The organism is Streptomyces sp. NPDC090119, assembly GCF_044747085.1.
In the GTDB taxonomy this organism is placed as follows: Bacteria; Actinomycetota; Actinomycetes; order Streptomycetales; family Streptomycetaceae; genus Streptomyces.
This window is the reverse complement of record NZ_JBIVDK010000009.1, coordinates 1-12,537: the sequence shown is the minus strand read 5'-3', so window position 1 is coordinate 12,537 and position 12,537 is coordinate 1. Positions and strand designations below refer to the sequence as shown.

Sequence of the window (12,537 nt, the reverse complement as noted above, 5' to 3'; positions counted from 1 at the left end):
GCGGACGATCGGTTGATCACCGGCACCCCCGTGGCGACGGTCGTCCTCCGCTTGCCGGGGATCCTACTGGTCACCACTGACACCGGGTCCCGGTAGGGTGACGCCCGCAGCGTGCGCATCCGCGAACAGGGGGTCTGTGAAGGTGAGTACGACAGCGGCTACGGGATTCAGCAGGGTCACGGTCGTGGCACCCGACAGCCGTATCGACGTGGCACTCCCGGTCGACATCGCCGTGGCCGACATCTACCCGGAGATACTGCGCCTGACCGGCCAGACCCAGGAGGTCGGCACCCCGGCCGGCTACCACCTGGTCCGCCGAGACGGCCGGGTACTCGACAGCGCCCGCACCCTCGCCGACGAAGGCGTCCTGGACGGCGAGGTGCTGAGCCTGCGCCCCTTCGCCGACTCCCTGCCGCCCGCCGTCTACGACGACGTCTCCGACGCCGTCGCCTCCGCCGTCGTCCGCGACCGGCACCTGTGGAGCGAGGACCTGCTGCGCGTCGCGGGCCTCGCGGGCGGCGCCCTGCTCGTCCTGCTGACCGGCTTCGTCCTCTGGTACGCCGACCCCGTACGCCACGACATGCACGGCCTGCCCGGCGTCATCGCGGGCGGACTCGGCGTACTGCTCACCGCCTTCGCCGGGGTCCGCGCCCGGGTGTACGGCGACCGGGGCGCGGCCGTCGCCGTGGGCCTCGGCGCGCTGCCGCTGCTGATGATCGCGGGCTCCGGGATCATCGGGGCACCGGCGGCCCAGGGACCGGGCAAGCTCCAGTTCATGCTCGGCTGCGTGACCGTACTGATCGCCTCGGTCGCCCTGGTGGCGGTCACGCCCGGCGGGGACGCCCCGTTCGTCGCCGCGTCCTTCCTGGCCACCGTCGGCACCCTCGCCACCTTCGTGGCCCTCCTCGCCGACGCCTCCGCCACCGCGACCGCCGCCGTGTGCGCCCCCGTCGCCATCGGCCTGGTCGCCTTCCTGCCCGGCCTCTCCGCCCGCTTCGCCCGGCTGCCCATCGGCTACGCCTCGCCGCACTCCGCCACCGACGACGCCTTCGACCCCGACACCGCGCAGGGCGCCGACGCCGCACCGCTCGACGCCGACCTCGTCGCCGCTCAGGCCCGGCGCGGGCACGAGATGCTGCTCGGCCTCGTCGGCGGCACCGCGGCCCTGGTCGTCGCCTCCGCCGCCGTCCTCGGCTTCTGCGACAACGTCTGGGGCCAGCTCCTCGCGCTCACCACCGGCCTCGCCATGCTGATCCGCGCGCGCCTCTTCCGCTACACCGCCCAGGTGTCCTGCGTCCTGGTCGCCGGTCTCGCCGCCATCGCACTGCTGCTGCTCGGCCTCGCCCTGAACCCGCCGCACGACGCCCTCACCGACTTCGTGCTCCACCAGGACCGCGGCGCCCTCGACCTGCGCACCGCCTGGCTGACGGCGGCCGTCGCCGCGGGCGCCATCCTGATCACCGCGATCGGCCTGATCGTCCCGAGCAAGGGGCTGTCACCCTTCTGGGGCCGCTTCCTCGACCTCGCCGAGGGCGCCGTCCTGCTCGCCCTGGCCCCCCTCTGCCTGGCCACCCTGGGTGTCCTCGCGGACGTACGCTCGATGGTGGGTTAGGGGACGTGAAGAGGCCCCGGACGGCCCTGGTACCCTGAGTGACGGCCGTTCGTGTACGCACCCCCGGAGCCCAGGCTCTGGAGGCCGCGCTCAGCGAGTCCCCGCCTCCCGAGTAACGGAAGCTCCCCCGAGATTCAGACCGGGGGCACTCGGCGGCAACCATCATGAGGAGTACGCGTGTCTCTCGACGCCGCTACGAAGAAGCAGATCATCGCCGAGTTCGGCCAGAAGGAGGGCGACACCGGCTCCCCCGAGGTCCAGGTCGCCATGCTGTCGCGCCGGATCTCCGACCTGACCGAGCACCTCAAGGCCCACAAGCACGACCACCACTCCCGCCGTGGTCTGCTCATCCTGGTCGGTCAGCGCCGCCGCCTGCTGCAGTACCTGGCCAAGAAGGACATCCAGCGCTTCCGTGCCCTGGTCGACCGCCTCGGCATCCGCCGCGGTGCGGCCGGCGCCAAGTAAGTCGCCATGAGGGAGCGGTTCCCGAGTCAGTCGGGAGCCGCTCCTTTTTTGCTGTTTTCGCGGTACGTGCCTGCCTCCCGCACTCGCGGCAGGTGCGGAAACATGCGGACTGTCACTCCCCCTTTGTAGGGTGTTAGCACAACGCATCACGTACGACACAGAACGAGGAGACGCGCACCGCACCGCCGCCGGTCCTCGGTAGTGGCCCCCAGGGAAGAGACGAACCCCTGGGTGCTTCGATCGAAGACCGGCCCGCACCAGCCGGAGCGCTTCTCCACCACCGTCCCCCCGCCACACGGGCGAGCGGGACGAAGACGAGGAGAAAACGCTAGTGGAGAACGAGACCCACTACGCCGAGGCCGTCATCGACAACGGTTCCTTCGGCACCCGCACCATCCGCTTCGAGACGGGCCGCCTGGCCAAGCAGGCCGCCGGTTCCGCCGTGGCGTACCTGGACGACGACACCATGGTGATGTCGGCGACCACCGCCTCCAAGGCCCCCAAGGACCAGCTCGACTTCTTCCCCCTCACGGTGGACGTCGAGGAGCGGATGTACGCCGCCGGCAAGATCCCCGGCAGCTTCTTCCGCCGTGAGGGTCGCCCCTCCGAGGACGCGATCCTCACCTGCCGCCTGATCGACCGCCCGCTGCGCCCGTCCTTCAAGAAGGGCCTGCGCAACGAGATCCAGGTCGTCGCCACGATCATGGCGCTCAACCCCGACCACCTGTACGACGTCGTGGCGATCAACGCCGCGTCCGCGTCGACGCAGCTGGCCGGCCTGCCCTTCTCCGGCCCGATCGGCGGCGTCCGCGTCGCGCTGATCCGCGGCCAGTGGGTCGCGTTCCCGACGCACACCGAGCTCGAGGACGCCGTCTTCGACATGGTGGTCGCCGGTCGCGTCCTGGAGGACGGCGACGTGGCGATCATGATGGTCGAGGCCGAGGCCACCGACCAGACGATCAAGCTGGTCGAGGGCGGCGCCGAGGCGCCGACCGAGGAGGTCGTCGCCGCCGGTCTCGAGGCCGCCAAGCCCTTCATCAAGGTGCTGTGCCGCGCCCAGGCCGACCTCGCCTCCAAGGCCGCGAAGCCCGAGGGCGAGTTCCCGATCTTCCTGGACTACCAGGACGACGTGTACGAGGCGCTGAAGAAGGCCGTCCAGCCGGAGCTGGCCCAGGCCCTCACCATCGCGGGCAAGCAGGAGCGCGAGGCCGAGCTGGACCGCGTCAAGGGTCTGGCCGCCGAGAAGCTGCTGCCGAAGTTCGAGGGCCGCGAGAAGGAGATCTCCGCCGCTTACCGTTCGCTGACCAAGCAGCTGGTCCGCGAGCGTGTGATCAAGGAGAAGAAGCGCATCGACGGCCGCGGCGTCACGGACATCCGTACGCTCGCCGCCGAGGTCGAGGCCATCCCGCGCGTGCACGGCTCGGCGCTGTTCGAGCGTGGCGAGACCCAGATCCTGGGCATCACCACCCTGAACATGCTCCGCATGGAGCAGCAGCTGGACACCCTCTCCCCGGTGACCCGCAAGCGCTACATGCACAACTACAACTTCCCGCCGTACTCCGTCGGTGAGACCGGCCGCGTCGGTTCCCCGAAGCGCCGCGAGATCGGCCACGGCGCCCTCGCCGAGCGCGCGCTCGTGCCGGTGCTGCCGACGCGCGAGGAGTTCCCCTACGCGATCCGTCAGGTGTCCGAGGCCCTCGGCTCCAACGGCTCGACGTCCATGGGCTCGGTCTGCGCCTCCACCATGTCGATGCTGAACGCCGGTGTGCCGCTCAAGGCCCCCGTCGCCGGTATCGCCATGGGCCTGATCTCCGAGCAGGCCGACGGCGAGACGCACTACGTCACCCTCACCGACATCCTCGGTGCGGAGGACGCCTTCGGCGACATGGACTTCAAGGTCGCCGGCACGAAGGACTTCGTGACCGCCCTCCAGCTCGACACCAAGCTGGACGGCATCCCGGCCTCCGTCCTGGCCGCGGCCCTCAAGCAGGCCCGCGACGCCCGTCTCCACATCCTCGACGTGATGATGGAGGCCATCGACCGGCCCGACGAGATGTCCCCGAACGCCCCGCGGATCATCACCGTCAAGATCCCGGTCGACAAGATCGGTGAGGTCATCGGCCCCAAGGGCAAGATGATCAACCAGATCCAGGAGGACACGGGCGCCGACATCACGATCGAGGACGACGGCACGATCTACATCGGCGCGGTGGACGGTCCGTCCGCCGAGGCCGCCCGCGCCACGATCAACGGCATCGCCAACCCGACGATGCCCGAGGTCGGCGAGCGCTACCTGGGTACGGTCGTGAAGACCACCACCTTCGGTGCGTTCGTCTCCCTGCTCCCCGGCAAGGACGGTCTGCTGCACATCTCGCAGATCCGCAAGCTCGCCGGTGGCAAGCGCGTGGAGAACGTCGAGGACGTCCTCGGTGTGGGCCAGAAGGTCCAGGTCGAGATCGCCGAGATCGACTCCCGCGGCAAGCTCTCCCTGATCCCCGTGGTCGAGGGCGAGGACGGTTCGGACGAGACGAAGAAGGACGACGCCGACCAGTGACGTCCCGTAGCTTCAAGGCGACGGCCCGCACCTCCTCGGAGGCGCGGGCCGTCGCCCGTACCCAAACCCTCATCAAGGGCCGGGACGGCGTCGGTACCGTCCGCCGGACCACCCTCCCCGGTGGTCTGCGCGTCGTCACCGAGACGCTGCCCTCCGTGCGCTCGGCCACCTTCGGCATCTGGGCGCACGTCGGCTCCCGTGACGAGACCCCGGCGCTGAACGGCGCCACCCACTACCTGGAGCACCTGCTCTTCAAGGGCACCGAGAAGCGCTCCGCCCTCGACATCTCCGCCGCGGTCGACGCCGTCGGCGGCGAGATGAACGCGTTCACGGCCAAGGAGTACACGTGCTACTACGCACGCGTGCTCGACACCGATCTGCCGCTCGCCATCGACGTGGTGTGCGACATGCTGACCGGTTCGCTGATCCGCGAGGAGGACGTCGACGTCGAACGCGGCGCGATCCTCGAAGAGATCGCCATGACCGAGGACGACGCCGGCGACTGTGTGCACGACCTGTTCGCGCACACCATGTTCGGCGACAACGCGCTCGGCCGCCCGGTCCTCGGCACGGTCGACACCGTCAACGCCCTCACCGCCGACCGCATCCGCCGCTTCTACAAGAAGCACTACGACCCGACCCACCTCGTGGTCGCGGCCGCGGGCAACATCGACCACGCCAAGGTCGTCCGCCAGGTCCGCGCCGCCTTCGAGAAGTCGGGCGCCCTGCGCGACACCGGAGCCCTGCCCATCGCCCCGCGCGAAGGCAGCCGCACCCTGCGCACCGCGGGCCGCGTCGAACTGGTCGGCCGCAAGACCGAGCAGGCGCACGTCGTCCTCGGCATGCCCGGCCTCGCCCGCACCGACGACCGCCGCTGGGCCATGAGCGTGCTCAACACCGCCCTCGGCGGCGGCATGTCCTCCCGCCTCTTCCAGGAGGTCCGGGAGAAGCGCGGCCTGGCCTACAGCGTGTACTCCTACACCTCCGGCTTCGCCGACTGCGGCCTGTTCGGGGTGTACGCGGGCTGCCGCCCGAGCCAGGTCACGGACGTACTGAAGCTCTGCCGGGACGAACTCGACCAGGTCGCCGAGCACGGCCTCACCGACGACGAGGTCACCCGCGCCATCGGCCAGCTCCGGGGCTCCACCGTGCTCGGCCTGGAGGACACCGGCGCGCTGATGAACCGTATCGGCAAGAGCGAGCTGTGCTGGGGCGACCACATGTCCGTGGACGACATGCTGGCCCGGATCGCCGCGGTGACCCCGGACGAGGTCCGTTCCGTCGCCCGCGACATCCTGGGACAGCGCCCGTCGCTGTCGGTCATAGGCCCGCTGAAGGACAAGCAGGCCGCCCGGCTCCACGACGCGGTCGCCTGACCCACCCGGCCCCTCAACTGCGGTAAGGAAACGAAGAGATGAGCAAGCTGCGCGTGGCGGTCCTCGGCGGAGGCGGCCGCATCGGGTCCGAGGCGGTACGGGCCGTCGAGGCCGCCGAGGACATGGAGCTGGTCGCGTCCCTCGGCCGGGGCGACAAGCTGGAGACGCTGGTGGACGCCGGTGCCCAGGTCGCCGTCGACCTCACCACCCCCGCCTCGGTCATGGGCAACCTCGACTTCTGCGTGCGCCACGGCATCCACGCGGTCGTCGGCACCACCGGCTGGACCGACGAGCGCCTGGCACAACTCAAGGGCTGGCTCGAGCTGTCCCCGGAGACGGGCGTGCTCATCGCCCCGAACTTCTCCATCGGCGCCGTCCTCACCATGAAGTTCGCGCAGATCGCCGCGCCGTACTTCGAGTCCGTCGAGGTCGTCGAGCTGCACCACCCGAACAAGGTGGACGCCCCCTCCGGCACCGCCACCCGCACCGCCCAGCTCATCGCCGAGGCCCGCCGCGAGGCCGGTCTCGCCCCGGCGCCGGACGCCACGGTCACCGCGCTGGACGGGGCGCGCGGCGCCGACGTGGACGGTGTGCCCGTGCACGCGGTCCGGCTGCGGGGCCTCCTGGCCCACCAGGAGGTGCTGCTCGGCGGCGAGGGCGAGACCCTCACCCTGCGCCACGACTCGCTGCACCACAGCAGCTTCATGCCGGGCATCCTGCTCGGTGTGCGCCGCGTGGGGTCCGCTCCGGGCCTCACCTTCGGGCTCGAACACTTCCTCGACCTGGGCTGAGTACCTCTATCTCATGCGCGCGAAGATCACCTACCTCGTCACGGCCGCCGTCCTGGTCTTCTATTTCGTCCTGGTCGGCAGCCGGGGCGTGATGCTCATCCAGTCCGGCACGCTCCTCACCGTCACCTTCGGCGTGGCCGTGCTGATCCTGCCGGTCATCGGCGTCTGGTTCCTCTGGAAGAACACCCAGTTCGTCCGCCGGGCCAACCAGCTCGCCGCCGAGCTGGAGGCCGAGGGCGGCCTGCCCGTCGACGAACTGCGCCGCACCCCGGACGGCCGCATCGACCGCGACTCGGCCGACGAGGTGTTCGCCCGCCGCAAGGCCGAGACCGAGGCCGCCCCCGACGACTGGCGCAGCTGGTTCCGGCTCGCCGTCGCCTACCACGACGCCCGCGACACCCCGCGCGCCCGTAAGACGATGCAGCGCGCCATCGCCCTGCACGACGGCCGGAACGTCCCGGCCTGACCCGCGACGCACATGAAGAAGGGGCCGCTCCGCGACAGCGCGGGGCGGCCCCTTCTCCCATACGAGGTACGTCCTCAGCCGCGCCGGAACTCCGCGGCCCACGCCTCGATCGTGTCCGAGGCCCGGTCGAACCCGGCGGGACGATTGAGGAAATCCAGGGTGTGCGTGGTCAGCAGCGGAGGAGTGTCGTCCGGGGCCATGTCGTCGCGGACCAGCGTCAGCGCCTGACCCTGCACCGTGCGGGGCAGCCCCAGCCAGCGCACCGGCTGCTGCGCCGTCCGCAGCGAGACGACCCGGTGCCAGGGCACCGTACGCGTCACCAGGAAGCCGACCTGGCGCAGGCCGCGCGGGCTGACCCAGACGCCCATGCGCAGCACCCGCAGCGCGCCGAGCACGATCGCCGCGGCGAGCACGAAGGTGACCCCGGCGGAGGTGGTGGTGCCGGTCAGGGCGGTGAGCACGGCCCCGAACAGCACGAACGAGGAGAACAGCAGCCCCAGCGCGGCCCCGCCCACCCGCCACGGGCCAGGGCGGTACGGGCGCCGCCAGCGGTCCCGGTCGTGGTACGGCAGCGAGCTCTCGTCGGCCGCCTCGAAAGTGCGGTCGGCCGTCAGGAAGGGCAGGGGCACGGCTGTTCCTCGCAAGGTCCTCGCACGGGCTTGTGCCCGGTGAGGCTATCCGCCTGTGGCGGGGCTCACCAGCCGTGGGCCGCCACAAGGGTCAGTGACCCTGTGCCGCCTGCGACTGACCGGCCGGCGGCGCGGACGGAGTGGACAGCGCGGGCATGCCGACCATCAGCGCGCCCACTATCCCGGCGACCAGGGTCAGCATGAGCAGCGAACGCCCGGCCCGCTCGGCGCGGGACGCGCGCTCGCGGGGCGGGGGAGTGACATTGCCGCGGAACCTGTCGGCCTCGGCGACGAAGGCGAAGGGTACGGGCTCACGACGACGGAACATCTGGGGTGGGTCTCCTTCCGGGGGTCTGACGACCTCACCCCTTCAGACGTCGGAACGATACGAAAGGTGCCCATGTCCGGAAAACCGCTGGATGCGATTTTTGAGGTGAGGTGTTGCTCTGACCGGTGCGCGTGCCCCGTATGGTGGGCGCAAACCGCAGAAGTGATGGAAGGACCTTTGTGACCACCCCCGAGCCGCTCACGCTCCGTAGCGATGTGACCGTCGAGCTGGTGAAATCCAGCGCGTCGGACAGCGATGTCCTCTTCGCCGCCCGAGTCTCCACCGTGGGCGAGCAGTCCCTGGACGAGCTGGGCAAGGACCCCGAGCGCTCCAAGGGCCTGATCAACTACCTGGTGCGGGACCGGCACGGCAGCCCGTTCGAGCACAACTCGATGACCTTCCTCATCAGCGCCCCGATCTTCGTGTTCCGCGAGTTCATGCGGCACCGCGTCGGCTGGTCGTACAACGAGGAATCGGGCCGCTACCGGGAGCTCCAGCCGGTCTTCTACGTCCCCGACACCTCCCGCAAACTGGTCCAGGAGGGCCGCCCGGGCAAGTACGTCTTCGTCGAGGGCAGCCCCGCGCAGTACGACGCGGTGCGCGACACCCTGACGGAGTCCTACGAGCAGGCGTACGGCGCCTACCAGAAGCTGCTCGCCGAGGGCGTCGCCCGCGAGGTCGCCCGTGCGGCCCTCCCGGTCGGCCTGTACTCCTCGATGTACGCCACCTGCAACGCGCGCTCCCTGATGCACTTCCTGGGCCTGCGCACCCAGCACGAGCTGGCCAAGGTGCCGTCCTTCCCGCAGCGGGAGATCGAGATGGTGGGCGAGAAGCTGGAGGCCGAGTGGGCCCGGCTGATGCCGCTCACGCACGCCGCCTTCAATGCCAACGGCCGGGTGGCCCCGTAGCGAAGCCCTGTTCCCCGCGCGGAACGGATGTACGGATCAACCTCCCGAAGTGTCCGTATTGCGGCATTTAGAGAAGTTCATCTAGCCTGATCAAACGGACCCGGCACTGCTTGAACCCCCGAGCAGGCAGTGCCGGGCTCCTTCTTCCTCGCGAGGTTCATCGCGAGTTTGTCCTGACTTTCCCGCCACCCCACGGGCAGACCATGGATCGAGTACCGAGTAGCGTGTCACTCATGGCTCCGACCTCGACTCCGCAGACCCCCTTCGGGCGGGTCCTCACCGCCATGGTCACGCCCTTCACGGCGGACGGCGCACTCGACCTCGACGGCGCGCAGCGGCTCGCCGCCCACCTGGTGGACGCAGGCAACGACGGCCTGATCGTCAACGGCACCACCGGCGAGTCACCCACCACCAGCGACGCGGAGAAATCGGACCTCGTACGAGCCGTCGTGGAAGCGGTCGGCGACCGCGCCCGCGTCGTGGCAGGCGTCGGCACCAACGACACCCTCCACACCCTCGCCCTGGCCCACCAGGCCGAACGCGACGGCGCGCACGGCCTGCTGGTCGTCACGCCGTACTACAACAAGCCCCCGCAGGAGGGCCTGTACCGCCACTTCACGGCCGTCGCCGACAACACCGGTCTCCCGGTCATGCTCTACGACATCCCCGGCCGCAGCGGCGTCCCGATCAGCACCGAGACCCTGGTCCGCCTCGCGGAGCACCCCCGGATCGTCGCCAACAAGGACGCCAAGGGCGACCTCGGCCGCGCCAGCTGGGCCATCGCCCGCTCCGGCCTCGCCTGGTACTCCGGCGACGACATGCTGAACCTCCCCCTGCTCTCCGTCGGCGCCGTCGGCTTCGTCTCGGTCGTCGGCCACCTCGTCGCCCCCGACCTGCGCGCCCTCGTGGACGCCTATACCTCGGGTGATGTCGTCAAGGCCGCCGAGATCCACCAGAAGCTGCTCCCGGTCTACACCGGCATGTTCCGCACGCAGGGCGTCATGACCACCAAGGCCGCGCTCGCCCTCCAGGGCCTGCCCGCGGGCCCCCTGCGCGCCCCCATGGTCGAGTGCTCCCCGGAGGAGATCGCCCAGCTCAAGATCGATCTTGCTGCCGGCGGGGTACAGCTCTGACAACAGACTTCAGCACCATCCGAGCCACACAACTGAATCCACAACTGCACAGCGGGGCGCCATCGCCCGCACCCCTGTAACGACAACCGCACGCACTGAACGTCACGCGCGCCACGTGCCCCCGGGTATGTGGCGTGTGTGGTCAGGAGAGTCTTTTGAGTCATCCGCACCCTGAACTGGCCCCCCCGCCGCCGCTCGCCAAGGGCGCCATGCGGGTCACCCCTCTCGGCGGTCTCGGCGAGATCGGCCGCAACATGACGGTCTTCGAGTACGACGGCCGTCTGCTGATCGTCGACTGCGGCGTGCTCTTCCCCGAGGAGGAGCAGCCCGGCGTCGACCTGATCCTGCCGGACTTCTCGTCCATCCGGGACCGCCTCGACGACATCGACGGCATCGTCCTCACGCACGGTCACGAGGACCACATCGGCGCGGTCCCCTACCTGCTGCGCGAGAAGCCGGACATCCCGCTGATCGGCTCCAAGCTGACCCTCGCGCTGATCGAGGCCAAGCTCCAGGAGCACCGCATCCGGCCCTACACCCTGGAGGTGGAGGCGGGCGACCGTGAGCGGATCGGCCCCTTCGACCTCGAGTTCGTCGCGGTCAACCACTCCATCCCGGACGCCCTCGCGGTCGCCATCCGCACTCCGGCCGGCATGGTCGTGCACACCGGCGACTTCAAGATGGACCAGCTCCCGCTGGACGGCCGTCTCACCGACCTGCACGCCTTCGCGCGTCTCAGCGAGGAGGGCATCGACCTCCTCCTCTCGGACTCCACGAACGCCGAGGTACCCGGCTTCGTCCCGCCCGAGCGCGACATCTCCAACGTGCTGGACAACGTCTTCGCCGGTGCGCACAGCCGCATCATCGTGGCGAGCTTCGCCAGCCATGTGCACCGCATCCAGCAGATCCTGGACACCGCCCAGAAGTACGGCCGCAAGGTCGCCTTCGTCGGCCGCTCCATGGTCCGCAACATGGGCATCGCGCGGGACCTCGGCTACCTGAAGGTCCCGCCGGGCCTCGTCGTCGACGTCAAGCAGCTCGACGACCTCCCGGCCGACAAGGTCGTCCTGGTCTGCACGGGTTCCCAGGGCGAGCCGATGGCGGCCCTGTCCCGCATGGCCAACCGGGACCACCAGATCCGCATCGTCGAGGGCGACACGGTCATCCTGGCCTCGTCCCTCATCCCCGGCAACGAGAACGCGGTCTACCGCGTGATCAACGGCCTGACCCGCTGGGGCGCCAACGTCGTGCACAAGGGCAACGCCAAGGTGCACGTCTCGGGCCACGCGTCCGCGGGCGAGCTGCTGTACTTCTACAACATCTGCCGGCCGAAGAACCTGATGCCGGTCCACGGCGAATGGCGCCACCTGCGCGCCAACGCCGAGCTGGGCGCCGCGACCGGCGTCCCGCACGACCGGATCGTCATCGCCGAGGACGGCGTGGTCGTCGACCTGGTCGAGGGCAAGGCGAAGATCGCGGGCAAGGTCCAGGCCGGCTACGTCTACGTCGACGGCCTCTCGGTCGGCGATGTGCGCGAGCCCGCGCTGAAGGACCGCAAGATCCTCGGCGACGAGGGCATCATCTCGGTCTTCGTCGTGATGGACGCGTCCACCGGCAAGATCACGGGCGGCCCGCACATCCAGGCCCGCGGCTCGGGAATCGAGGACGCCAAGTTCTCGGAGGTCCTCCCGAAGATCACGGAATCGCTGGAGCGGTCGGCCCAGGACGGCGTCGTGGAGCCCCACCAGCTCCAGCAGCTGATCCGCCGGACGCTCGGCAAGTGGGTCTCGGACACCTACCGCAGGCGCCCCATGATCCTCCCGGTCGTCGTCGAGGTCTGATCCACGACGCTCTGACCTGCACTGGGGCCCCTCGGCATCGGTCGAGGGGCCCCAGTGCGTCGCCAGGGGGAACACCCGCTCGAAAAAATCTTGACAGCACGGGTTGACACCCCCATGGCCGATCCGTAGAGTTCTTGGTCTGCCCCGGAGCCGTGACGGTTCTGTGGCAGCACCTCCGCCGCGAAAGCGGCACTCAACCACCAGCTCGACTCTCCCGTTCGGGATTGCTTTCGGCGCGTCCGAATTCAATTCGAATGGGGCTCGGCAGCCCGATTAGGAACTGCCGGGGTTGATCGGCTAGAGTTTGAGACGTCGGAACGGCCCAGCGGGCCGGGAAGGCAACCCCCTCTGACTGGGAATCAGACGCCGAAAGGATCTGATAGAGTCGGAACCGCCGGAAAGGGAAACGCGAAAGCGAAGAACTGGAAAGCACC

General features: G+C 69.8%; 11 protein-coding genes. 9 read left to right on the top strand and 2 right to left on the bottom strand.

Annotation, left to right across the window (positions count from 1 at the left end):
* The first annotated feature begins 142 nt into the window (after positions 1-142).
* The 6 genes from eccD to ACIPPM_RS30110 all read left to right on the top strand — a co-directional run bounded on the left by eccD (position 143) and on the right by ACIPPM_RS30110 (position 7,264).
* Complete coding sequence (gene eccD, locus ACIPPM_RS30135) at positions 143-1,612, top strand: type VII secretion integral membrane protein EccD (RefSeq protein WP_401453496.1); 1,470 nt, start codon at positions 143-145, stop codon at positions 1,610-1,612.
* Positions 1,613-1,789: 177 nt separating this feature from the next.
* Complete coding sequence (gene rpsO, locus ACIPPM_RS30130) at positions 1,790-2,077, top strand: 30S ribosomal protein S15 (RefSeq protein ID WP_030816847.1); 288 nt, start codon at positions 1,790-1,792, stop codon at positions 2,075-2,077.
* A gap of 331 nt (positions 2,078-2,408) precedes the next feature.
* Positions 2,409-4,631 carry a polyribonucleotide nucleotidyltransferase gene (locus ACIPPM_RS30125; RefSeq protein ID WP_401453493.1) on the top strand — a complete coding sequence of 741 codons (2,223 nt, stop codon included), beginning with the start codon at positions 2,409-2,411 and terminating at the stop codon, positions 4,629-4,631.
* Positions 4,628-6,007, top strand: a complete 1,380-nt coding sequence (locus tag ACIPPM_RS30120) for a M16 family metallopeptidase (protein ID WP_401453491.1) — start codon at positions 4,628-4,630, stop codon at positions 6,005-6,007. Before ACIPPM_RS30125 ends, ACIPPM_RS30120 begins: the two co-directional genes overlap by 4 nt.
* 38 nt (positions 6,008-6,045) lie before the next feature.
* Complete coding sequence (dapB, locus tag ACIPPM_RS30115; protein WP_401453489.1) at positions 6,046-6,798, top strand: 4-hydroxy-tetrahydrodipicolinate reductase; 753 nt, start codon at positions 6,046-6,048, stop codon at positions 6,796-6,798.
* Positions 6,799-6,811: 13 nt separating this feature from the next.
* Positions 6,812-7,264, top strand: coding sequence for a hypothetical protein (locus tag ACIPPM_RS30110; RefSeq protein WP_393599347.1), 453 nt, complete (start codon positions 6,812-6,814; stop codon positions 7,262-7,264).
* A gap of 74 nt (positions 7,265-7,338) precedes the next feature.
* On the opposite strand, the gene ACIPPM_RS30105 is transcribed toward ACIPPM_RS30110, so the two are convergent.
* Together ACIPPM_RS30105 and ACIPPM_RS30100 are read right to left on the bottom strand one after the other, a co-directional pair.
* Positions 7,339-7,893: a hypothetical protein gene (locus ACIPPM_RS30105; RefSeq protein ID WP_401453487.1), complete on the bottom strand. Its 555-nt coding sequence runs from the start codon at positions 7,891-7,893 to the stop codon at positions 7,339-7,341.
* A gap of 91 nt (positions 7,894-7,984) precedes the next feature.
* On the bottom strand, positions 7,985-8,221 hold the full coding sequence (locus tag ACIPPM_RS30100; RefSeq protein WP_393599343.1) for a hypothetical protein: 237 nt from the start codon (positions 8,219-8,221) through the stop codon (positions 7,985-7,987).
* 179 nt (positions 8,222-8,400) lie between these two features.
* Here ACIPPM_RS30100 and thyX point away from each other — a divergent pair, with 179 nt between their 5' ends.
* The 3 genes from thyX to ACIPPM_RS30085 all read left to right on the top strand — a co-directional run bounded on the left by thyX (position 8,401) and on the right by ACIPPM_RS30085 (position 12,103).
* A complete protein-coding gene (gene thyX / locus ACIPPM_RS30095; RefSeq protein WP_401453484.1) occupies positions 8,401-9,129 on the top strand; it encodes an FAD-dependent thymidylate synthase in 729 nt (242 codons plus the stop codon).
* A 233-nt stretch (positions 9,130-9,362) separates the two neighbouring features.
* Positions 9,363-10,262, top strand: a complete 900-nt coding sequence (dapA, locus tag ACIPPM_RS30090) for a 4-hydroxy-tetrahydrodipicolinate synthase (RefSeq protein ID WP_393599339.1) — start codon at positions 9,363-9,365, stop codon at positions 10,260-10,262.
* 155 nt (positions 10,263-10,417) lie between these two features.
* Positions 10,418-12,103 (top strand): ribonuclease J, encoded by a 1,686-nt coding sequence (locus ACIPPM_RS30085; RefSeq protein ID WP_393599337.1) that lies wholly within the window; start codon positions 10,418-10,420, stop codon positions 12,101-12,103.
* The last annotated feature ends 434 nt before the right edge of the window (positions 12,104-12,537 follow it).